The following is a 23,950-nucleotide window of genomic DNA, read 5'->3' as shown; positions in this document are numbered from 1 at the left end:
CCCTTCCGGCCGTACCGGAGAGCAGTCTGCGAGAACGAGGTTAGGGGGTCAGAATTGGACGCCGATCCCCCACCTCACGGGGTCAAAGTTGCACGCCGAAACACACTCAAGGAGGCCAGCGTCGTCATCGAGCAATGGCGAAGGCACTACAACACCCTCCGACCGCACTCGTCGCTCGGCTACCACCCGCCTGCACCGGAGGTCATCTGGCCGACGGAACCGAGCAGCTCAGCGCCGCTCGCTCACCCTGCCATCGTCATCCGACCGACGATGCACTAACTTCGAACCTGGGCCACCGTATGGGGGCATGCCAGGGCGTCCACCCCATCATTACAAAACCGCCACAATCACCGCCGCCCTGCGCGCCACGGGCCTGATCGCCAGGACCGTCTTCGACGGAGCGACGAATGGCATGCGCTTCCGGGCCTACGTCACCGACACCCTGGCTCCTGTGCTGAAGCCCGGCGACACCGTCATCCTCGACAATCTGAACGCCCACAAGGTCGCCGGGGTGCGCGAAGCCATCGAGGCGGTCGGCGCACAGGTGCTCTATCTCCCGCCCTACAGTCCGGACTTTAACCCCATCGAACAGGTCCCCGCCAAAGCGAAAGCCCTGCTCCGGACCGCCGCAGCGCGAACCGCCGACGACCTGACCCGCGCCATTCACGACGCTTTCGCGGCGTTCAGACCTGAGGAATGCCGAAACTATCTCACCGCCGCTGTCAGTGGGTCAGGGTCAGTTCGTGCGCGCCCGAAAACCCAGTTCCTCGATGTTAAAATTATAAGCAATGCGTCCCATGTCTGACTTCGCAAAATAATGCGAATGACAAACCCATGAAATCTCAATGATAATCTGTCCCGAGCCAGTAAGACAGAAATCATATTAGAACTTTATTTCTTCAATCGCACCATCTGCTCCAATTCGAATCGTCCCTTGGTTCCAGTCCCCCGAGACGTAGGCGCTTTTGAATGCAAAAGCCGAATTGATTTCGATTGGCGCGCCGTCCTTCGTGATCGGCTCCGATGGATCGGCCGGTAAGGTGATAGCTCCCGCGTCATTCAGGCCTTCAAATGTGACTCTGCCGTCACGCGCGTCTAGCCTGCGCGCCACTACTGCATCCTGAAATGCCTTGAAGTTAGGATAGGCGGAGCGCGACGCCGCTTGGATCACCACAGGAGAATTATCGTCCATTAGTTTCAGCCGACCGGATAGCCGGTCGGCCAAATAGCCCCCATGTACTGGCCTCAGAGCCACATATGCAGCATCATCTATAAAGACCCATCCCCCGCGCTCGATGTAAGCGAGCCCGCCACCGATCACGATGCTGGTCTTACCCGCCCCCTTGGCGAACGGGCCAGAGTTGCGTTGGATGAGTTGCGCTCCGCGGGATTGCACCACCCTCGTGGCATTATAGGTCGAACGGCCGCCCTGCGCGTCAACGGTAACGAAAATGCGTTTTGCCGGCTCACCCTGAAGGGTCAGCCCCGACCAGACGTTCTGGCTGCTGATCTCGGTCCATCTCTTTTCCGGAAGCGGAGCACGCATTCCCGATCCCATTATAAAGTCAGGTGTCACAAAAGCGTAGCGCATTACGCTACCACCATGTAAGTCTAGCGAATACCAACCATCCTCGCGCGGCCTCGCCGCGATCCCGAGCACACGCGTCCAGACCTCGAAGGGTTCATGAGAGGGCGAGCGCAGCGCGATCCGCGCGATAGCGTTGGGAATCATATAACGACTCGTGACTGGAATAACGTTAGCGGGACGGCCAATTAGCCGATCCAGCTTGGCAAGCCCGAAATAAAGCCACGCCAGGCCGTCCGCCGGGCCGTCCGCCAAGGTCTCAGCCGGATAAGCGCGAGCTTTGGAGCCGCCATGAACGCCGCCGATTTGTTCCTGTGCCCACATTGCCCACCAAAGATCAAGGAACGACCGCGCTAGCTTTCGCATATCTGGGTCCGCGCCAAAATCAAAGAAATTGTATACGTTTACTAGTGTATAATCTGTATAGGTCGGAGAGAAATATTCTATTAACATCCCGTGTCTGCCGCGCTCTGACAAATATGACTTAATATAAAGGGTCCAGGCGTCGATCTGCTGGGACGGACTTGATCCGTCCTGGTAGGAAAAATAGCTATTGTCTGGGCTTTCCGACAACAGTGTCGCGGCCGCCCAGCAAGTCTGGTCATGCTGCAGCCCGTGGTTCTCGCTACCCCAAATGTGCCAGACCTGTTTTGGATTGGCGTTCACGAGCTTGCACTCGGAACTGGCCCATACTCCGAAGATATGTGTGGCCTTGGACCGGGTTTCCGGGCTTAGAAGATCGGTAGTCTGGCCTTTTAATGGTGCCGTTAGCTTTAAAATGCGGAACAGTAGTCCACCGGTGAGAAAGTGCAGCGAGTACGCCGTGTCCTCCGTCGCGCCTGTTTCCGAGGGTACCGCAAGCGTTTGTGTTATTCTATTAAGGGCGACGTTAAATTGCGCATCGAAATCGCCGGCGTCATTTGGGCCGACCGGTTTTGAGACGTGAGCAAGAAGCTGGACCAGTTGCCCCCAGGAACATCGGTCTTGGACAATCGCTGGCACCCTACAGATAGGGCTCGGGAACGGCCGCTGAATGAGCCGGTCGAGTGCGACTCCCCGACGCTGCTCAAAGTCTGAAAACGCGACTACGGGCGTTGCCGCGCTCAAGTTAGAGAGCGCCACTAGAACAATGGCCATTATTTTTTGATAATTCATAATTTTCAATTTCCTAACTTTATTGCTACGTAGATTGTCTATCTAAGCCTATGAGTTTAATCGTATGAGACCAAACCTAAATTCTTAAGGCTGTTATGTTATTGAGCATGCTGAAATTTAGGGAAACAGGCATGACGTTTTTGCGTCTTGCTAAGCCCCCTTGAAATTCGCTCCCCACTAGGTGTTCAGTCTCGAGCTGAGATGGGCGGGATTTGGATTGCCCTGATTCTGCGGTTCTGCCGCAGTTTGCGTGGATTACGCAGCGAGGAGGGCGCGGCGTCGGAGAAGAGGGAAGCTGGCGCGTCCGTACATAGTCCGTTTGAGCATCTTCGGTCTGTTAATCTGCCCCTCCGCCTGACCGTTGCTCTATGACGTCGTCAATGCAGCGCGCACCACCATTGCGTCGCGTTCCAGGCCGGACACGAACGTCTTAAGGGCCGGTATGTCACTGAGAAGTACCGCGTCGAGCCGGATGTTAAGCTTTCCAGCGCGATCATAGAGCGGGCTGCCATCGACGCGGCAGCTGCGGATCAGGGTGGCGAACCGCTGCGCCAGCGCGCCGAACCAATCAGCCTCCGGGTCCTGCTCGATCCGGCCAATGGCGGCGACATAGGGCGTGAGGGTCGCGACCGGCTGGGTCAGGAACCAGGCGAGTTGCTTGGGAGATGGAAGAGGGATCGCTTCCGTGACCGGCGGTGCCGTTCGTGCGATCCATTTACGGGCGGTGCACCGCGCCGGCTTCGTGCGGCGCTCGGCGACGAAGCGATCAACCTGCCGGTGCGTGCCGGCAAAGCCCTGCTCGCGGAGTTCGTGCCAGAATTTCATCGCGTTCTCGCACTTCCCTACTATACGCTTCTATAGATACTCAAGGTAGGGATCAAGGCGGCTGGGGCAGGGCTATCGCATTTGAGCGATAATGGTTCTGGCGAAGGCGTCGGACTATCCGGCCCTGTTTCTTTTGCGCCGAATGGACAGGCCGGGGCGGGCCTGTTTGAGGACGTTTGGCCTGCCCCCTGAAAAGTGGTCCTCCCTGAGGTATGGCTTTGAGCCATGAGGAGGATGTCATCATGGGACGGAAGAAGCATACGGCTGAAGAGATTGTCGCCAAGCTGCGCCAAGTTGATGTTCTGGTCTCGCAAGGCCGTAAGGTCGCTGAAGCAATCCGGTCCATCGAGGTCACCGAGGTCACGTATTACCGCTGGCGCTCTGAGTACGGTGGCCTGAAGGGGGATCAGGTCAAGCGGTTGTAGTCTCTGGAGACCGAGAACCAGCGCCTTCGACGGGCGATCTCCGACCTGACCCTGGAGAAGCTGATCCTCAAGGAGGCAGCTTCGGGAAACTTCTGAGCCCGGCTCGCCGCCGGGCGTGTGTCGACTACGTCGTTGCCGAGCATGGCGTATCGGAACGCTTCGCCTGCCGTGTCCTGGGCCAGCATCGTTCGACCCAACGCAAGGCCGCCGTGGTGGTCGAGGACGAAGCTGCTCTGACGGCCGCGATGATCGCATTGGCCGTCCAGTACGGGCGCTACGGCTACCGTCGGATCACGGCCTTGCTCCGGCGTGACGGCTGGACGGTGAACGTGAAGCGGGTCGAACGGATCTGGCGCCGCGAGGGGCTCAAAGTTCCCGCTCGTCAGCCTAAACGGGCACGCCTCTGGCTCAACGACGGCTCCTGCCTGCGACTACGGCCCGAGCGGCCTGACCACGTCTGGTCCTACGACTTCGTCGAGCACCGCACGTACAACGGACGCAAGTACCGGATGCTGAACGTCATCGATGAGTTCACCCGCGAGTGCCTCGCCATCCGGGTCGCCCGTAAGCTGAAGGCGCTGGACGTGATCGACGTGCTCTCGGATCTGTTCAGTTTGCGCGGGGTGCCCGGTCATATCCGCTCCGACAACGGGCCGGAGTTCATCGCCAAGGCCGTACAGGACTGGATCGCGGCGGTTGGATCGACGACCGCCTACATCGAACCGGGCAGTCCGTGGGAGAACGGGTATTGCGAGAGCTTCAACGCGAAGCTGCGCGATGAACTCCTTAACGGCGAGGTGTTCTAACCCTGAAGGAGGCCAGCGTCGTGATCGAGCAATGGCGGCGGCACTACAACAGCATCCGACCGCACTCATCGCTCGGCTACCTCCCGCCTGCACCGGAGGTCGTCATTTGGCCAACTGAACCGGGCAGCTCAGCACCGCTCGCACAACCCCCCATCGTCACGCGACCGACGATGCACTAACTTCGAACCTGGGCCACCGAATGGGGGCAGGCCACCACGGGCGAGGCCCGTCGCCCGGGCAATCGCCAGAAAGGTCTCACCGGCCTGGGAGCGCCGACGCACGTCCTCGTAGGCGGCCAGACGTCGGGCGCGGCTGTCGCGGCTCACGGTAATCTCGGCCTCGCTCCCGCGGTAGGCGCGCAGGCGCTGTCCCAGCCGTCGCCCTTCTCCGAAGGCAAGGCTCGGCAGACGTCGCAAGCGTCCATGGACACGGGCGAGCCAGCGCTCAACGGCTTGGCGCAGGTTGTGGAGGAGATGCCAGCGGTCGGAGACCTGAAGGGCTGCAGGAGCGCCCATGGTCGCTGCACGCGCGTATTCGGACGAGCGGTCGCGCGTGATGACCGCGATATCGGGATGACGACGCAGCCACGCGGCCACGGTCGTGCTGGATCGGTCCGGCAGCAGGTCGATCGGACGTCGCCGGTCGAGATCGACGATGAGCGTGCCGTAAGTCTGGCCCTTGCGGATCGCCCAGTCGTCGATTCCCACCGCCCGCAGCGGACCGGTCGGCGGTAGCTTCATGCCGTGTACGAGGCGCAATACTGTATCGGGGCTCGTGGCCATCGCCAGATGCCTGGCAAGGCGAGCGCCAGCTTCGCCCCCCAACGCGAGACCCACCCGAGCCTGCACTCTGGCGAGCCGACCGGTACGTCGTGCCCGTGGTGGGAGAAGACGCGGCAGCGATCCGAAGAACGTGCGCCGTCTGCAGGCGCGATGATGGCAGTAGGAGCGGCGAACCTTCAGTCGCAGCGTCACGGCCTCGCCGAAACTCGGAAGATCGGCAGGATGCCGGACGTATCGGCTATGGAAGGCAGAGCTTGGCGCGTCGCAGTTAGGACAGCGCCCATGATTCTGGCGAACATGGGCGACGATGATGAGATGACCGGAGCGGCGGATGACTTGGTCGACGACTCAGCCCGGCAGGGATGAAGACAGAATCATCCCAACCGTGAATCAGCCGATCGACACCGCGTCGCCGTGATCTTTCCACGCAAACTGGGAGAGAACCGTAAAATCGGGGGAGGATCAACCTGTAAGCCTCCGTCACCGTCGACTGGTATCTGTCGTCGTCACGCTGTGATGAAGTACTTGGCCGATAACGCGTCTCTCCACTCGACCGTGAAAATTGCAACATTGAACCATCGGATCAACATCTAGCGGAATTGCAAATCGAAAAGTTTTAGGCTAGCTCAGAAGTGGTGCGCGGCGGAGATCCCAGGCATACCTGGATTTTTTCCGGCTTAAGTTGTGCTTAAAATAAGACAAGTATTTTTAATAAAACGCAAATGGGGATATTTAGCGTGACCAATACATCAGACAATCACTTGCGTCTTGATGGTCATTTTGAACAAATAAAGACACGCGTAGTTCACGGCTGGGTGTTTTGCCCAGACCTTCCCGATAAGACATTCCTAGTTGAAGCTCTAGTCGACGGCCGCGTCGTAGCCTCCGGTCAAGCAACGACATACCGAAATGATCTTGCCGTATTTGGGATCGGGGATGGATCCCACGGATTTAGTTTTGCGCTACCAGCCGACTGTTTTGATGATCAGCCACACTCCGTTCAGATTAGGGAGCCCGTATCGGGTTGGACCTTGCCGAGCACCATTACGTTACAGGTGCTTCCGAGCCGGTTTTCAAAAAATATTATTGGCGCTGTCTCAGGGATCTTTGAAGGTAGTATCAACGGTCATGCCTACATGACAACATCCTTGGAAGAAAAAACCGAAGTTCACCTATTTGTTGGTGGTGAATTAATAGCTAGCCGCATGACTGGACTTCCTATCCCTCCAGATACGCAAGATTCTGCTGCACCTCAAAGTTCGGGGTTTAGCTTTGATTTAGCAGACCTACCTTTAGGTGTAATTATTGGTAAGGAATTAACAATTACCGCCGATCACAATAAGCATACGCTTGGTATAGTGCCGACCAATGCATTCAAAGATCTGGCTTTTGCGACATTCGAACCTGTATCCCAGGGAATACAGGGTAAGATAACTTTGCGCATTATCACCATGCGGGCGACCCTATTCCATGTATACGCAGACGAGGTGATGATCGGCCGCGTCGAGGTGAAAGCTGGAGCCAGTGCAGCCACCTTCTTCATCCCCTACGAGCCAACACATCAAATGGAGGAAACCGCCGTAGCGGTCCGATTGGGAAACTCCGAGATCGATATAAATGGATCACCTGTCCGTCTTCGCATTAGTAACCCGAAGAATTTAATTGCTAATCCGAATTTTGCTAATTGGACAGGGCCCGGACCGACCGGATGGAGCGTGTTGTGTGAGGGGGCCGTCACTGCGACGTACCAGTTCGACGACGTCCAGAATGCGTCACCTCACGGACCGAATGCCCTCCGTGTCGCAGTTATACCTGCTGTCGATGCTACCATCGCAGGGGTACGAATTTCACAGACTATCTCGATTCCTCTAGGGTCTGCTGGTCACGCCCTTGATGTGTTCGTGTGTGCGAGAGCCGAGCACCGAATGACGGCAACCGTCTCCCTAGCCTTTACAAATGGTAGCGGTGCGACCCCTTCCAATCAGCGCCTAATTATCTGGCCAGAGTGGTTAACATATGTTGCTCGCTTACCCATTCCAAGGACCCCCTCAGACACAATTATAGAGGGGACACTTACACTTCAATTCGATGACGACGCGCCCGGGTGGGCAGCGGTCTCTCTCATCGCGGCTGGCATGCCAGGCTTCAGCCTCGATATTCTGTCGAATGCCGAGATTAGGAGAACATTTGCGACTGAGGCCGTTGTGAACGGCGATTTTTCGACCTGGGACCAGGAGACACTATGCCTAAATACCCGGGGCAGTCGAAGTGTTTCTCTTGCCACTCCATGGGCCGTTCGATGCAAGGCATCTAACACGGCGGTCGCCGTGCGCCTGACGGATGTGGTGACCCGCGACCCGTCTACCGCTGACCCGGGTCGCACTCGCTATGCAGTTGCCCTACGAGGATCTATTCCCGAGCATTATTTGCGTTTGGAATGCGTACTCGACCCGCTTCAACTTTCCACCGCGATCCCTAACGAGCTTCGCTTTTTCGCGCAGCTCGCCTCGAGCCAAGATCCGGGCTACGTGCCGGTTTTACTTGGGAAAAGCCTAATCGAGGAAATCTCGATTCTCGAACGCAACGTTGTGGACGGATTGTCTAGGGACACTCGCTTCACCGTCCTACGCAAACGCATCGAAGTCGAGGCGAGGGGTCGTCACATCATTTTCCCAATTGACCCCGACACTGGGCAATCGCTCTGTAATATCGGAAAACGCGCCCTACATGAGGAGGGCAAACAAATTATCCTTGTCTTTGAATTTCGTCGGGCCATTGATCTGGCTATTACAGAAGTAAAGTTAGGGTATATGCCGCGTGTGACAGGGCGTGCGGCCTCGCCCTCAAGCTATCTATCGATCGAAGACAGCAACATAATAAATCAGATCAACTTAATCAAAGGGATCGAAGATTGGGATAGCTCAAGCATCATTAGGCCGTCACCTAATGCACGGGCTTTGAACCGAGCCGACAGAACGCCAAATTGGAGCTGGGCGGATGGACCAGGAGATCTCGTCGATATTATAATTCCAGTTCATGACGCCGTCGATGACGCACTGACCTGCATCCGCTCGTTAATTGAGCATACAACAGTGCCGCACTTGGTTACAATCATTGACGACGCCTCATCGGAAAGCACACGGATTCAGCTGCGCACAATGATCGAGGGGCTCCCCTGGATTCGCTTGATTGAAACCACCGAGAACATCGGATATACTAAATCTGCGAACTTAGGGTTAGCTCAAACCCGAGCGCCATGGGTCGTTCTGCTTAATAGCGATACGATCGTAACCCCAGGCTGGCTTGAAGGTTTGTTCGAGGTTGTGGCGGGCAGGCTTGATATCGCAATGGTTGGGCCTGTTTCGAACGCAGCCTCCTGGCAATCAGTTCCCGAACTGCGCGACGTAAATGGACGTTGGCGAATAAACACACTGCCGGTCGGAACCTCAGTGAACGACATGGCGGCCCTCGTCGCCCGCTATTCCATCCGGGAATTTCCAGAAGCCTCGCTGTTGAACGGTTTCTGCACGCTTATGCGAAGGTCGGTTGTGGCCGACGTGGGCTATCTTGATGAAGCCGCGTTCCCAATGGGCTACGGGGAGGAAAACGACCTTTGCATCCGGGTAATCAAGGCAGGCCACAAGCTCGCTGTAGCTGACCATGTCTACGTTCATCACGTTAAGTCGGCAAGTTTTGGTACGCAGCGGCGGGAAATCTTATCGAAAAAAGGAAATGAAGCGCTAGCGAACAAGCATCCTGATATCGACTTGGCTGCCATACAGATTGTAATGGCAGAGCTCAACCCGCTCACTAGTTTGAGAAAGCGGTTGCGGTCACATTTTGCTCAACTTTAAGCCGTCTAATTTGGACAGACCAATGCAGCCAATGAATATAATATTTGTCCTTCCGTCGAGCGGCGGTGGCGGGGGAGCCAACTCCATCGTCCAGGAAGCGATCGGCTTGTCGCGACTAGGATGCAACCTAGAAATTGCCGTCGACCTTTCACATTACAACGGCTTCAAGCTGAGCTATCCGGAGCTGGAACGATTCCGCGTAGTTGTGCGCCCCTACGCTAATGCGGACCAACTATCTGCTCATTTTTGGAAGATGGAAATCGTCGTCGCGACAACAAACGCATCGATTTTTACAGTTCGGGAAGCGTTAAAATTGATGACATCTTTGGAAAATGGTAGGGTCCCGCGCGTGGCCTACTATGTCCAGGACTACGAACCATTGTTCTACGCGCCCCATTCGGCGGCCTGGTCGACGGCTAAAGCTTCCTACACCTTAATTCCAAACGCAGTACTGTTCGCAAAAACGAAATGGCTCCAGGATATAGTCTATGCAAATCATGGAGTACGCGTTGCCAAAGTCGAGCCATCGATTGACCACGATATTTATTTTCCCGATCTAAGTCGTCAGAAAAGTATGACATCTATTGTGGCAATGCTTCGTCCATCTACGCCTCGGCGTGCACCCCAGCGTACGGTGCGAATTATGAATATTTTGGCTCAGACTTTTGGTCAGGATATTGCGCTAAGCGTATTTGGGTGTGAGCAGCAAGATATTCAGGCTGGTGGGCTTAGCCTCTCAGCTAGCGTAAACAATCGTGGGCGGCTGCGTCGCACTGAGGTTCCATCTTTACTTCGCCAAGCCCATCTATTTCTCGATCTGTCGGACTTTCAGGCTTTCGGACGCACAGGGGCCGAAAGTATGGCTTGCGGGTGCGTTCCGATCCTACCGGTCTTCGGCGGGGCTTCGGAGTTCGCCGTCCACGGCCGGAACGCGTATCTTGTCGACACTCGTAGCGATCAGGCCGTCCTCGAAGCCGCTGAGCACTTCATCAGCCTCGACGGTCAAGACCGAGAAAGTATGAGCTACGCGGCACTTGAGACAGGTGCTCGGTTCAGCATTGCAAGTGCAAGTTTGTCTGAGCTAAAACTTTTTAGCGCAATGCTTCGCTAAAGCGAGTCGATAAAAGATGTGGTAGAAGCCAAGTTTAGCAAAGAATACAGGATCACCTGTCCGATGAATTATCGGGCTAAACCCTTCTTAGGATGCTTGAAAATCACATGACTCACCCGACGCCAGTTTTTCGAAATCATAGAAATGCTATGACATTAGAACTGATGTCCAAAGACACGAGGTGTGAGTACTCGTTTAGGAAGACGTATGATTATTTAGGGTTGGCAATTGATGATTTTCATCGGCGGCTTGCTTTCTCAGAACGCACGGATGGCATGGTCGATCTCGGCATTCCAGGTTGGTTGCTTCCCGCGAATGCTCTAAAGCTGTACGAGATGGCGTATTTTTGCCCTTCTGACGTGCTGGAACTCGGAACATTCAACGGGCTCTCCACTCGTATTATTCTGGAGGGCTGCCGCAGAAGTGGACGGCCCTTTGAGATCGTTACGGCGGATCATGACAACGGCATCCTCGAGCTCGCGCGGTCACAGCTAGTCGCTAACGTGCCTAACAATGGGGCGCTACATTTATTTAACGTCGATGTGAAACAACTGGTAGATGGACTTGCCGATGCTTCGCGTCGATTCGGCTTGGTATTCGTCGATCACTCTCACACAGAAGCCAGTGTCGCGGAGGTAACTAAGCGCATGCACGAGATTGTCACGGAGGGCGGCTTTGTCCTCTTCAATGACTATAACGACCCGCGCAATGCAGATTTTCTAAATGAAGATTACGGCGTTTTTCAAGCTGTAGAGAAGCATCTTTCCAGCGAGCATTTTAATTTTTACGGTGTGTTTGGGTCGTCAGGTCTCTTTCGACGTTGTCTCATTAATAATTAGAGCACGTACGTCAAATAATAGCAGATGCAACCAGCGTCGTGACAAAGATTAAAAGTTTTATTTGGTGTTTAATACAATGGTTTGATGATGCGCTTTTCTCTTCGGAGAGGAAGGGTGCGCTATAGGCAGGTTCTTCATGGTACCGCCACGGCGACTGAAGCGGTCCGTTGAGCTATCCAACATAGTCATTTTTGGACGGCCACTGCTCTGCAAGAGTGAAGTTGGGCTAATTTGACGATCAGTCGGGTGCGGTCATCTTTCTAGCCTATTGGCTAGGAGCTGATGGCTGCTAGAGAATTTTCGGTTTAATCTGGTTCGTATCCTGCTGCGGCGAAGAAGTTGGTGCACTCGTCTGGTGTGACGGTGTCGACGAGGCGTCCGATGGCCGACCACAGTCCCTCGACGGTGCGTTCGGCCGCCTTGCGGAGCAGTGCTTTGAGCTTCGAGAACGCCATCTCGATCGGGTTGAAGTCGCTTCGCGGTCCTTCGGTTCGGGCGAGTAGGGCGGCAGGAACAACAGCCGTGCGCCTGCCGCCTCGATTGCCGCCCGCACGGCTGGACCCTTGTGGCTGCCGAGGTTGTCCATGACGACGATGTCGCCGGGGGTAAGCTGAGGCACCAGGACCTGATCGACGTAAGCCTGGAAGGCGTTGCGGTTGATCGGCCCGTCGAGCACGAACAATGCGGCGATCCCGGACAGGCGCAGGCCCGCCACCAGGGTCGTGGTCTTCCAATGGCCGTGCGGCACGGGCGAGCGCAGCCGCTCGCCGCGGGGCGACCGTCCGCGAGTGCGAGCCATGTTGGTGGAGGTCCAGGTCTCGTCGAGGAAGCGGCGACACCGTCCTGCGCCTGATCCGCCGCCATCGGCCGCCATCGGCCGCTGGCCTACCCGGTTCCGCGGGCAGTGGCCATCGACGACTGGGCTTGTCGGCGCGGGCGACGCTACGGCACCATCGTCTGCGATCTGGAACGCCGTCGCGTTCTGGCCCTGCTGCCGGGTCGCTTGTCCGCTCCGGTGAGAGACTGGCTTGCCGCGCATCCGGGTATTGCCGTCGTCAGCCGGGACCGGGCAGGCTCCTATGCCGAGGCCGCCCGCAGTGGTGCACCCGCCGCCATTCAGGTCGCCGACCGCTGGCACCTGCTGGTCAACGCCTCTGAGGCCCTCCGGTCCGTCGTCGCGCGTCACCAGACGCCGATCCAGGAGGTTGCGGGATATCGGTTTTCTCTCGGGATCGTCTCACCCGTGCCCGTCCAAACGCCGCCGCTGTCGCAACGGAGCGAGAACCGCCGTAAGCGCTTCGACGACGTCCTGCATCTTCAGGCACAGGGCCTGCCGATCCTGCCGATCGCGCACCGGACCGGACTGGCCCGCAACACCGTGCGCAGCTACCTGCGCGCCGGTACGTTCGTCCCGTATCGACGAGCGCCGGGACAGAGCCTGCTCGACCACCATCGTAGCTTTGCCGAAGTACGTTGGCAGGAGGGGCTCCGAAGCAGCGTCGCGTTCCGTCAGGAACTCGAGGCTTGGGGCTTCGAGGGCGGCTACGACATCGTTCGACGCTGCGTCGCGCGACAACGAGAGAGCGGGCCGTGTAGCGCGACAATCAGGATGGTGACGGCGCGACAATCAAGATGGGGCACTGATCTCGTTCGCGTCCCGGAGGAAGGGCGGAGCCCGACCGCAGGGACGCGAACGAGATCTGGCGATCACGGCCGGCCGGCTGTGCGGACGGCCCTCCTCGCCGAGGAGGGTTCTCGCGTGCCTGGCCGCCATGTGACCGATCGCCAGATGAGGCTCTACATGCAGTTCCGTCAGACCGACCCGCGGCGTGCCGCGGCCGCCAAGGCTTGCTTCAGTCCCGCCACCGCCAACCGCATCGAGCAGGATCCACGCCTGCCGTCCCTGAAGAAGGCCCCGCGGGGCCGGCGGCGACCCGATCCCCTGGCCACGATCTTCGAGGACGAGGTCGTGCCTCTGCTGCAGGCGTCCCCCGGCCTTCGTCCTATCGCCCTGTTCGAGGAGATGGTTCGGCGTCACCCCGAGCTCGATGCCGGCGTCCGGCGCACCCTGGAGCGCCGCGTCCGGTCCTGGCGGGCGCTGCACGGTGCGGAGCAGGAGGTCATCTTCCGCCAGGCCCATGAGCCCGGGCGAATCGGCCTGTCGGACTTCACCGACATGAATGCCGCCGGCATCACCATCGCCGGGATCGCGCTCGATCACCGGCTCTACCACTTCCGGCTCGCCTACTCGGGCTTCGAGCATGCCCACGTGGTGCTGGGCGGCGAGAGCTTCGTAGCGCTCGCCGAGGGGATGCAGAATACCCTCTGGAGCCTGGGCGGTGCGCCCGGCGAGCATCGCACAGACAGCCTCTCGGCCGCCTTCCGCAACCTCGACGCGGACGCCTCCGCCGACCTCACCCGTCGCTACGACGCGCTGTGCGCCCATTACGGCATGACCCCGACCCGCAACAACGCCGGCGTCGCCCATGAGAACGGGGCCATCGAGGGACCGCACGGCCATCTCAAGCGTGCCATCGCCGACGCGCTGCTGGATGCGGGCGAGCTCCGAGTTCCCGGATCTGGCCGCCTACCGTCGCTTCCTCGACGAACTCGTCAGCCGCCGCAATGCCCGCAACGCCAAGCGGATCGACAGCGAACGGGCCTCTCTGCGGGCGCTGCCTCGGCACCGGAGCTGCGACTACGAGGAGACGATCGTGCGCGTCACCAGTTCGGGCGGCTTCACCCTACGCAAGGTGTTCTACACCGTGCCCTCGCGCCTGATCGGACATCGCCTGCGCGTGCGCCTCTACGACGACCGCCTCGCGCTGTTCATGGGTGGGACCCCACTGCTGGAACTGCCCCGCGGGCGGGCCCATCCCGACGGCCGGCACGATCAGGTCGTGAACTACCGCCACGTCATCCACGCCCTGCGCCGCAAGCCGATGGCGCTGCTCAACCTCGTCTACCGCGACCGGCTCTTCCCACGGGAGGCCTACCGCCACGCCTTCGACGCCTTGCTGCAGGCCGGCCCCGAACGGCAGGCCTGCCGCGTCATGGTCGAACTCCTCGCCCTCGCCCACGAGCGCGGCTGCGAAGCCGAACTCGGCCTTCGGCTCGCCGCGGATCTGGAGGCTTGGACGCTGCCCGACCTGGTGGCGCTGCGCGTAGCCTTTGCACCGGACCCGGCCAGCATCCCGCACGTGAACGTCCATCTGACCACGATGGACAGCTACGAGGGGCTGCTGGATGCCGTCCAGACGGGAGAGGTCGCATGAAGACCGCCTCGCCGTCATGCTCGGCGACCTACGCCTGCCGACCATCAAGGCCGTCTGGTCGAGCTTCGCCGAAAAGGCCGACACGGAAGGCTGGCCGGCCGCCCGATTCCTCTCGGCCATCGCCGAGCACGAGCTTGCCGAACGCGATCGGCGACGGATCGAGCGTCATCTCGCCGAGGCCCGCCTGCCGCCGGGCAAGACCTTGGACGCCTTCGACTTCGAGGCCGTCCCCTCCGTCTCCAAGGCCCAGGTCATGGCCATCGCCGCCGGCGACGCATAGCTCGGCACCGGGGCCAACCTGCTCCTGTTCGGGCCGCCCAGCGGCGGAAAGAGCCATCTGGCCGCGGCCATCGGCCTGGCGCTGATCGAAAGCGGATGGAAGGTGCTGTTCACCCGCACCACCGACCTCGTCCAGAAGCTCCAGATCGCCCGGCGCGACCTCACCCTCGAAGCGGCCCTCGCGCGCCTCGACCGGTTCGACCTCCTGATCCTCGACGACCTCGCCTACGTCACCAAGGATCAGGCCGAGACCAGCGTGCTGTTCGAGCTGATCGGTGCCCGCTACGAACGGCGCTCGATCCTCATCACCGCCAACCAGCCGCTCGGCGAATGGGGCAAGATCTTCCCCGACCCGGCCATGACGCTGGCCGCCGTCGACCGGCTCGTCCACCACGCCACGATCTTCGAGATGAACGTTGAGAGCAGCTGCCGCCGCGTCGCCCTCGACCGCAAACGCGGACCCGGACGTCCGCCCACCCGCGCGACGACCAAAACGGCTCCCTGATCGTCGCGCCGCGTCAATCAAACGGCCGAACCGCCTTGCGCCGCGCCAACCACAAGACCAAACTCACATCCGCCGCGACGCCGATGTGCCTCATCCAGATTGTCGCTGACCAATCATCCAGATTGCCGCGCTACAGGCGTCCGTTCCGGATCCTGACCGTCGTCGATTGCCACACGCAAGAGGCGCTCTCGCTCACACCGAAAGCCAACTTCCGCGCCTTCCAGGTGACCGAGGCTCTGGACGCCTTGGTCCGGCTACGAGGTCGGCCCAAGAGCCTGCGGGTCGACAACGGACCAGAGTTTGCCGGGCGCATGCTCGACCAGTGGGCCTACCTGAACGGGGTCGAGATCGACTTTTCGCGACCGGGTAGGCCGACCGACAACGCCTATATCGAATCGTTCAATGGTCGCCTACGGGCGGAATGCCTGAACGCCTCGTGGTTCCTGTCGCTAGCGGATGCCCGTGAGCGCATCGAAGAATGGAGGTGCCACTACAACGACGATCGACCCCACACGGCCCTGGGCGGCTTGACGCCCCGAGCCTTCGCCAATCAAGCTGTCACTGCCCGAGAACTTGCATAGGTCGTGGACCACAAACGGGGTCAACTCCACAGGCTCAAAAGCCATACCAAAGGGCGGACCACTTCAGTGGGGGCGGACCAGGACCACCTCGTGGGACCCGATTAAGCGCCCATCCTTCATTAGACAAACCCAAGGGAAGGTGATACACTGGCGAGAGTTATAATAGTGCAAATTAGAGAGAGTTTTTCTATATTGAAACGAAACGCTGCATGTAATCTTTTGCGACAAGGTAGAGTTTCATACAAATCGATAAATGTCTACATAGCTGATAAGTCATAGATTGGTAAGATCAAAAATTTGCATTTACTCGAATTAAAAGGCAATGTGACTGCACAGTGTTCATTGTGCACAAATCGAAAAAGAATGTTTTGAATTGTCTGTCACAGCAAACGAATTATTATAAAATGGCTGGTGATCAATGCACTCTTCGTCCTATGAAAACATGCGTCTTTGTTACGAGCGCTATATACGGGGTGCCTTCGAAGAAGCACGAAAGGAAGTTATCGTGCTCGACCTCGGCGCTTTGAACGTCAACGGAAGCTATAAACCGATTTTTTCGAAACAAGGGTTTCGTTACATCGGGGCAGATCTTGTCGAAGGGCGCGGCGTCGATCTTTTGCTGGCCGATCCCTACAAGATACCGCTACCTAACGCCTCGGTTGATATCGTCCTGTCAGGACAAATGCTAGAGCATTGTGAATTCTTTTGGTTATCTTTTGTCGAAATGTGCCGGGTGGTAAAGCCCGAAGGTTATATCTTTCTAATTGCGCCGTCGGCGGGCGAAATTCATCGTTATCCGGTCGATTGCTACCGTTTTCTGCCTGACTCGTTCTACGCACTCGCGAAATATGCTAGTTGCCACGCGGTCGCTGTCTGGCGCGACGAGCGCTTGCCTTGGAAAGATCTAGTTGGCGTTTTTAGGCGTAGCTTTCCCATCCATGAAGTTGCTCTCAACGTGCCTGAGGACGAACCTTTCCATGTCGACGGAACACCGCCTGGGAACCCTGAACCCGACGGTGCGCCATCTAGAACCGGCGGCCAGTATTATCTCGACGTGTTAAAATGGATACATGAGCGTCTAGCACCAAGGGGCTATCTTGAGGTCGGAGTGCGCCAAGGTCACAGTCTTTCGCTTGCTCAATGCCAAGCTGTCGGAATTGATCCTGCGCCGAATTTGAACCATGTACTTCGGACGGATGTATCCGTAGCTCTTATGACGAGTGACGAATATTTTGCGGTAAAGCCTGCACTGCCGGGGTTCCCAGTCGACCTCGCTTTCATAGACGGAATGCACGCATTTGAGTACGTGCTGCGTGATTTTATCAACATAGAGCGCCGATCTAATGCTCAGACACTGGTGATCATCGATGACGTATTGCCGAGAAGTTGGAAACAAGCGGAGCGCGTCCGGCGAACCTCTGCCTGGACCGGTGATGTTTGGAAGATCGTTCCTTGTCTCCGCCAGTTCCGGCCGGAACTGACGCTGTTATTGATCGATTCAGAACCAACGGGACTATTGCTCATCGCAGGTCTTGATAGTAACAATAACAAGCTGTGGTCGAATTATAATCTGATTGTAAAAAATTACGTTGTAACGTATCCAAAGTCCAAAATGACGATACCGCTTCCTTCAGACATAAGTCCTGAACGCGAGTTGTCGCCGAACGATCCACGAATCGCTGACCTGCTCGACCGGCTGAAGACTGGCCGTGTTTCATCATTGGGAGTTGTGAAGATGGCAGCCGAGCTTGCCCAGTGGGGTACCGCTCTTACAGCTGCAAATGAAAAATTTAATGACTGAGGTCGCAGGTAGTCGCTGGAACTACACACTTACATGGCGCCTACTGACGAGCTTTCAAAAAAGTATTTAAAATTCGTAAAGGGCGGACCATTTTTCGGCTGCTGCGGCGGAGCAAAACTAGCCCGTCTTATTCATCAGGACGGTGGATCTAGGGTGGCGAGCGTAGCGTAAGGCATTGATGTGGCTTAGGGATTGGGTGCTGACGCCAAGCCCCAGACCAGATCGAGCCTGCCACGCCCGCCATGATCGATCCTACGTGTCTGCCGTTCGCGTTTCCATCCGTGCGGAGCAAGAAGCTCACAGCTGCTTTCGACGGCGGGCGCCTGACCTCGGACGGCGGCGTCCTGTTGCTCGCTCAGGCCACTCGCAGATTGGGCATTGCCGAGAAGCTCGCGACCGTGATCCCGGATCGACGCGATCCGAGCCGGGTGCTGCATCCGTTGCCCGAGATCCTGCTGGCCCGCATCCTGGCGATAGCCTGCGGGTATGAGGATGCCGACGACCTCGACCATCTGCACGCCGATCCCGCCTTCAAGCTCGCCTGCGGACGCCTGCCCGAGACCGGCGCCGACCTAATGAGCCAGCCCACCGTCTTGCGGATGGAGAATACCCCCGGCCTGCGCGATCTGATCCGGCTCGGGCGGGTGCTGGTCGACGTGTACTGCGCCAGCTACGCCGTGCCGCCTGATGCCGTCACCCTGGACATCGACGACACCTGCGACGTTGTGCATGGCCAGCAGCAACTCTCGCTGTTCAACGCCCACCACGACGAACGCTGTTTCCTCCCCATCCACGTCTACGACACCGCTGCGAGCCGTCCCGTCGCGATGATCCTCCGGCCGGGCAAGACGCCGTCCGGCCGCAAGGTCCGGGGCCATCTGCGCCGGCTCGTCCGGGCGATCCGCCGTCACTGGCCGACGACCGCAATCACCATTCGTGGCGACGGCCATTACGGGCGGCCCGAAGCGATGGACTGGTGCGAGGACAACAGCGTCAGCTACGTCTTCGGCTTGACCGGCACGAAGGCGCTTGCGGCCAAGGTCGAGCCGACCGCCGACCACATCCGGGTGGTGCGGGCCATCGGTGACAAGGATGCGGTTCGCGGCTTTGCCGAGACCACCCACGCAGCCAAGTCCTGGCGGCAGAAGCGACGTGTCGCCGCCCGCATAGAGGCCACCCGCCTGGCCTCGACATCCGCTACGTGGTCACGAACATCGCGACCGGTACGCCGGCATGGCTCTACGCCGAACTGTACTGCGCCCGCGGCCAGGCCGAGAACCTGATCAAGCTGCACAAGGGCCAGCTCGCTTCCGACCGCACCTCCTGCCGGCACCTGGCCGCCAACCAGATGCGGCTCGTCCTACACACCGCAGCCTATTGGCTGATGCTCACCGTGCGAGACGCCATCCCGGCGGCCCATCGCCTCGCCAGGGCCGAGTTCGCCACATTCCGCCTCCGGCTGCTTAAGCTCGGCGCTCGGATCCGCGAGACCGCTGCGCGCGTCCGCCTCGCCTTCGCCGCGGCGTGTCCGGAAGCCGACCTGCTACGCCACCTTGCGACCGTGCTCGTCCCAGCCCCGGCTTGAACGGTGGGGCCGAGACGCCCCGACAAACCCGCTCCCATCCCTCAAACACCGACGCAACGATCCGAAGCCATACGCGTCATAGTGGACGCGCAATCCCGCGCGCCGTCAGCCGAAAACACGTCGTCGGCCAAGCCCTAATGAATAAGACGGGCTAGCCTTCCGCGCCACCATCGACCGGCCGGAGCGGTTCCGACACTTCCGGGATGTCAGTGCGCATCTCGGCCTGACGCCGTCCCGCTATCAATCGGGCGAGACCGACATCGTCGGTAAGGTCAGCCGCTGCGGCGACGAACTCGCCCGCACCGCCCTCTACGAGGCCGCCCATTCCCTCCTGATGCGCAGCAAAAAGTGGTCGAGCCTGCGCGCTTGGGGCATGCAGGTCGCCAAGACGCGGGGCATGGCCCGTGCCCGCGTGGCGGTCGCGCGCAAGCTCGCCGTCGTCCTGCACCGGATGTGGAGCGACGGGACCGCGTTCCGCTTCGGCAAGGAGCCGGTGGCGGCCGTCGCTGCCCTTGCATGACCGAGACACGCCTGCCCGGCCAAACCTGAAGGCGGCAGGCCAGACTTCACCCGCGAGGGTGACACGGATCGTTCCCGTGTGGACGATGGGCGAGGCGATCTCGTTGAGAGTCTCGAATCGGCCTGCGCCAGCAGTCCAGTTCGTGAAACAGATTGAGACGCCTCGCTCTCCTGACCCCATCATGCGGCGGCCCTGCGCCGACCGCGAAGAGAATTGCGTGACCCGCGGGAGCGACAAAGCCGGGACCCAGAAAACATCGATCAGGAGACGCTTGCCTCACGAACCCCAATCAGAGAAGGCTCTTAGAGGAGACAACGCAGAAGACGCCCTCAAAGTACCCAGGTAGTGCAAGGTAAGGCATCCACTCTCATTCAGAGTTCATGATGCTCGAAAACTTGCGCTCAGAGTGGACCAGTTTGCTGGGTCTGGATCAGTCAAGTCCAGACCGGCGATGCAATAACTTCTAACTTGAACCACCAAATTCGGGTATGCCAGAGCTAACACCAGGAAATTGATAATATTAATAGATTATTAAACATCCAAATTATCAGTATCTACCGGCGGAGCACTTGTTACGGATGTTGCCTCAGCCTGCATATCGTTATGAAAACTCTGGATAGCTTCGGCCATTCGCCGGCCGAAATGCTCCTCGCTAAAATGCGTAAGGATGTGGTGCCTAGCAGCGACGCCTAATTTCGCGACGGCTTCGCGATTACCCCAGGCGAATCGCATCTGACGACGAACGCTTTCGAGCGAAGGTTCATGTATCGAATTGCTGCCAAATCCATGAGCGGCCTTGTACGAGGCGCCCATGGAAGAGAGAATATCCACGACACGAAGTGGCGAGGTATCAATCCGGAGCGCAACTTCAGGCGTTAAGTAGTCCGCCATTGCAGACCCGAAAGGTGAAATTATAGGGAGCTCACAAAGCATAGCTTCGACTTGGGGTAATCCCCAACCTTCTCCGCGCGTACAAGTCAGTAAACAATCTGCTCGGTTATAAAATCTGGCCATCCAAGCTTCTGATATGATAGATGAGGATAACGAAACATTTACGGCGCGCCCAAATTCGGACGATCGCCTAAATATGTCATTTGCCGCCGCGTCGCATTGATCGCCAGGTATGTGAATGAATAGATGTGCCTCATGAGGTTCAAATTCTTGAGCAAATGCCTCAATCATTACGTCAAATCCTTTCCGATAAGAAAAACTTCCAACAAATATAAATGTAAACTCTTTTCGGCCTTCTACTCTAAACCTTTCTATCCGTTTGAAAGGGTGCTCATCGATGCCTGGCTGCGCAAAGTATACCCTCTTGAAGTTTCGACGATATATATCTAAATTAGAAAAATTTGGAGCAACTATACCATCGACTAATGAAAGCTTGTCGATAAACAACTTTGGCAAGTCCGACGTATCGCAGTAACTAAACGCAAGAGTTGGGGCATCGTATTTTCGACAGCTTGCGGGATTTCCTACGTGAAGGACCACATCAAAATTTTTAGCCGACAATATACTACATTCCGTATACTCTCCAAGCCGCCTCCGCGTTTCATCATCGATCTCCCATGGGTTTACTACGTGTTGGACAGCGAGTTCAATATTTGGATCTTTTGATAGCATGCGAATTAATGAGCGGGCGTTTTTTCCATAACCGGTGGGCTTGCGGTGCCGTGCTGCATCAGCAAGCAGTACTTTCACAGGTGAATTCATCTCTAGCACCTTAAGGGATGCACAAGCCACGAGCCGCCGTTTTGATTCGGTGCCGTCAGCATCCAGGTTGATCCGTCGCGATTGCAGCTGCATACCCGACCTGATAACATCATCACTCACTCTTCTGGCGCATTGGCTGGCATTGGGCAACCCGCAAATCTAAATCTAAAACGCAACGGCTAGTTCTTCAAAAAAAATGGATTGAAAGGTTTTTTCTATGAAAAAAGCGCTGATTACTGGAATAACGGGTCAGGATGGTGCTTATCTTGCTAAACTTCTTCTAGAAAAAAACTACCTTGTTTATGGACTAGTCCGCCGTTCTAGTACGGCAGAGGTTAATGACGTGCGCCTACGATGGCTAGGTATTCACGATCGTGTACAGCTTATCGACGGTGATCTGCTTGATAACTCGAGTTTGTGCCGTGCTGTACGCTCGACCGAGCCTGACGAAATATACAATCTTGCTGCGCAGTCTTTCGTGAAAACGTCGTGGCAGCAACCCCTTCTGACATCGGCGGTTACCGGGGTTGGTGTGCTCAATTTGCTTGAAGCTGTGCGTTTGGAAAGGCCCATCGCGCGCTTTTATCAGGCATCTTCCTCAGAGATGTATGGGCTCGTCCAGCACCCCGTCCAAACCGAGAGAACGCCCTTCTATCCACGCTCACCGTACGCAGTCGCTAAGCTTTTTGGTCATTGGAGCACCGTAAATTACCGCGAAAGCTTCGGACTTCATGCGTCCTCAGGCATTTTATTTAACCACGAGTCGCCTTTGCGAGGAATTGAATTTGTGACACGCAAGGTCACCGACGGCGTCGCTCGCATTAAGATTGGCCTCTCGAAGGATTTGCGGCTCGGCAACATTGAAGCGAAGCGCGACTGGGGACACGCACAGGATTATGTGAAGGCCATGTGGCTGATGTTGCAACAGGATATGCCAGGCGACTACGTCATAGCCACTGGCCGCACGGTGACCGTTCGCGATATGTGCAAGATAGCCTTCGACGTCGTTGGCCTCTCGATCGAGGACCATTTGGTAATAGATAAAACGCTATATAGGCCGGCAGAGGTTGATATTTTATTAGGCGACTCTTCCAAGGCAAATTCATTGCTTGGCTGGAACCCTGAAATTTCGCTTGAAACCATGATCCGCGAAATGGTTGAGGCTGACATGAAGCGCCTTACCGACTCGAATGCTAAATGAAGATGCCTTGCAGGCCGCGTCATATTCGGATCCTCGTCACAGGTGGGACAGGTTTTGTCGGCCGGCACCTAGTGTCGGCCCTGATCGCCTCAATTCCTGGCTCGGAAGTTGTCGTGTTGTCCCGAGGACACTGTATCGCTCCGACAGGAGTACGCTTCCATAAGTGCGACCTACGCGACTTTGATGCGATCGATGCAGTCGTTTCGACGTATCGGCCGGATGTTGTGGTGCATCTGGCAGCCCAAACGTCAGTGGCGCAGTCGATCAACAATGGGTTTAATACTTGGACCATAAACTTTGTCAGCACCCTCGCTTTGGCACGTGCGATCGCCAATCATGCGGCTACTGCATCTTTTCTGTTCGCCAGCACATCTGAAGTCTACGGTCTCTCATTCAAGGATGGCGTTGCTTACGAGCACACACTACCTCGTCCAAACAATGTCTACGCTCGCACAAAACTGGCTGCGGAGGAGATGCTTAACGATGTCCTACCCAGCACCGTGCAGCTTGTTGTCGCTCGTCCCTCCAATCATTCAGGTCCAGGACAAGACGAGCGCTTCGTCATTCCCTCTTTTGCTTCGCAAGTTGCAAAGATTGAACAGGGAAACATTGAGCCGATTGTACGGGTCGGCGACCTTACGCCAATGCGTGATTTCCTTCATGTGGCCGATGTCGTAGCAGCTTATATCTCGATAATCAAATCTGCCCAGAAACTACCTGCAGTCTCTACTTTTAACATATCATCTGGCCAGGGCCGAGCTATTTCTGATGTTCTTAATATACTACATAAATTGTCCATCCGGCCCTTCGAAGTCGAAGTCGATTTGAGTCGTCTAAGGCTAACAGACGTGCCAAGTGCAATCACAGATTCGGCAGCGCTCACGAATGCAACGGGTTGGCGCCCGAAGCATACATTCGAAGGCATGGTGGATGACGTTTTTGCGTTCCAGCGGGAAAGGCAGATGGCAGGTTAATTACCTGCTGTCTGCCGAAAGTTCGAACCAAACTAATACCAATTCTCATTGATCAGCACCCATGGGCCCATCGGCGCAGTCCGATGGACATGATGCGCCAGGGTTGGGCGATGAGCTTGTTCCAGGCGTCGCAG

At 57.4% G+C, this 23,950-nt stretch carries 10 protein-coding genes and 10 pseudogenes; 15 read left to right on the top strand and 5 right to left on the bottom strand.

Annotated elements, in window-relative coordinates:
- Positions 1–102: 102 nt before the first annotated feature.
- Positions 103–279 (top strand): annotated as a pseudogene (locus ASG59_RS19895) (integrase core domain-containing protein); the annotation flags it as partial.
- Positions 280–328: 49 nt separating this feature from the next.
- A pseudogene (locus ASG59_RS09585) lies at positions 329–805 on the top strand (transposase); the annotation flags it as partial.
- 78 nt (positions 806–883) lie between these two features.
- Here the strand turns inward: ASG59_RS09585 and ASG59_RS20480 are convergent.
- Together ASG59_RS20480 and ASG59_RS09580 are read right to left on the bottom strand one after the other, a co-directional pair.
- The gene (locus tag ASG59_RS20480; protein ID WP_156399197.1) at positions 884–2,740 is read right to left on the bottom strand and encodes a hypothetical protein; all 1,857 of its coding nucleotides are present in this window, start codon (positions 2,738–2,740) and stop codon (positions 884–886) included.
- Between the two features lie 366 nt (positions 2,741–3,106).
- Entirely contained in the window at positions 3,107–3,565 is a 459-nt protein-coding gene (locus ASG59_RS09580; protein ID WP_056408575.1) for a hypothetical protein, read from the bottom strand.
- Positions 3,566–3,807: 242 nt separating this feature from the next.
- Here ASG59_RS09580 and ASG59_RS09570 point away from each other — a divergent pair.
- Positions 3,808–4,975 (top strand): annotated as a pseudogene (locus ASG59_RS09570) (IS3 family transposase).
- Positions 4,976–5,011: 36 nt separating this feature from the next.
- Here ASG59_RS09570 and ASG59_RS09565 read toward each other — a convergent pair.
- Positions 5,012–5,911 (bottom strand): annotated as a pseudogene (locus ASG59_RS09565) (ISL3 family transposase); the annotation flags it as partial.
- A gap of 404 nt (positions 5,912–6,315) precedes the next feature.
- Between ASG59_RS09565 and ASG59_RS19890 the strand changes: the two are divergent.
- The 3 genes from ASG59_RS19890 (at position 6,316) to ASG59_RS19880 (ending at position 11,382) form a co-directional block, all read left to right on the top strand.
- On the top strand, positions 6,316–9,432 hold the full coding sequence (locus ASG59_RS19890) for a glycosyltransferase (RefSeq protein ID WP_162245447.1): 3,117 nt from the start codon (positions 6,316–6,318) through the stop codon (positions 9,430–9,432).
- A gap of 22 nt (positions 9,433–9,454) precedes the next feature.
- Positions 9,455–10,543 (top strand): glycosyltransferase, encoded by a 1,089-nt coding sequence (locus ASG59_RS19885; RefSeq protein ID WP_082528709.1) that lies wholly within the window; start codon positions 9,455–9,457, stop codon positions 10,541–10,543.
- A 164-nt stretch (positions 10,544–10,707) separates the two neighbouring features.
- Positions 10,708–11,382, top strand: coding sequence for a class I SAM-dependent methyltransferase (locus tag ASG59_RS19880; RefSeq protein WP_162245446.1), 675 nt, complete (start codon positions 10,708–10,710; stop codon positions 11,380–11,382).
- Positions 11,383–11,687: 305 nt separating this feature from the next.
- Here ASG59_RS19880 and ASG59_RS09560 read toward each other — a convergent pair.
- Positions 11,688–12,211 (bottom strand): annotated as a pseudogene (locus ASG59_RS09560) (IS630 family transposase); the annotation flags it as partial.
- Positions 12,212–12,286: 75 nt separating this feature from the next.
- On the opposite strand from ASG59_RS09560, the pseudogene ASG59_RS19875 reads away from it, so the two are divergent.
- The 7 genes and pseudogenes from ASG59_RS19875 to ASG59_RS19865 all read left to right on the top strand — a co-directional run.
- Positions 12,287–12,544 (top strand): annotated as a pseudogene (locus ASG59_RS19875) (transposase); the annotation flags it as partial.
- A 627-nt stretch (positions 12,545–13,171) separates the two neighbouring features.
- Positions 13,172–14,657, top strand: a pseudogene (istA, locus tag ASG59_RS09550) (IS21 family transposase).
- A pseudogene (gene istB / locus ASG59_RS09545) lies at positions 14,629–15,461 on the top strand (IS21-like element helper ATPase IstB); the annotation flags it as partial. The pseudogenes istA and istB, both read left to right, overlap by 29 nt.
- A gap of 15 nt (positions 15,462–15,476) precedes the next feature.
- A complete protein-coding gene (locus tag ASG59_RS09540; RefSeq protein WP_347379685.1) occupies positions 15,477–16,022 on the top strand; it encodes an integrase core domain-containing protein in 546 nt (181 codons plus the stop codon).
- 505 nt (positions 16,023–16,527) lie between these two features.
- Positions 16,528–17,823, top strand: coding sequence for a methyltransferase domain-containing protein (locus ASG59_RS19870; RefSeq protein ID WP_162245445.1), 1,296 nt, complete (start codon positions 16,528–16,530; stop codon positions 17,821–17,823).
- A 242-nt stretch (positions 17,824–18,065) separates the two neighbouring features.
- Positions 18,066–19,408, top strand: a pseudogene (locus tag ASG59_RS09535) (IS1380 family transposase).
- 151 nt (positions 19,409–19,559) lie between these two features.
- Positions 19,560–19,928, top strand: a pseudogene (locus tag ASG59_RS19865) (transposase); the annotation flags it as partial.
- Between the two features lie 531 nt (positions 19,929–20,459).
- On the opposite strand, the gene ASG59_RS19860 reads toward ASG59_RS19865, so the two are convergent.
- The gene (locus tag ASG59_RS19860) at positions 20,460–21,641 is read right to left on the bottom strand and encodes a glycosyltransferase family 4 protein (protein WP_210168508.1); all 1,182 of its coding nucleotides are present in this window, start codon (positions 21,639–21,641) and stop codon (positions 20,460–20,462) included.
- A 217-nt stretch (positions 21,642–21,858) separates the two neighbouring features.
- Between ASG59_RS19860 and gmd the strand changes: the two genes are divergently transcribed.
- Positions 21,859–22,842 carry a GDP-mannose 4,6-dehydratase gene (gene gmd, locus ASG59_RS09530; protein ID WP_056408566.1) on the top strand — a complete coding sequence of 328 codons (984 nt, stop codon included), beginning with the start codon at positions 21,859–21,861 and terminating at the stop codon, positions 22,840–22,842.
- The gene (locus ASG59_RS19855; RefSeq protein ID WP_082528706.1) at positions 22,839–23,816 is read left to right on the top strand and encodes a GDP-mannose 4,6-dehydratase; all 978 of its coding nucleotides are present in this window, start codon (positions 22,839–22,841) and stop codon (positions 23,814–23,816) included. Before gmd ends, ASG59_RS19855 begins: the two co-directional genes overlap by 4 nt.
- Positions 23,817–23,950 lie beyond the last annotated feature (134 nt).

The sequence above is a fragment of the Methylobacterium sp. Leaf466 genome, from assembly GCF_001425565.1.
Taxonomy (GTDB): Bacteria; Pseudomonadota; Alphaproteobacteria; order Rhizobiales; family Beijerinckiaceae; genus Methylobacterium.
The sequence above is the reverse complement of the archived record's forward strand: the minus strand, read 5'-3'. Positions and strand labels throughout refer to the sequence as shown.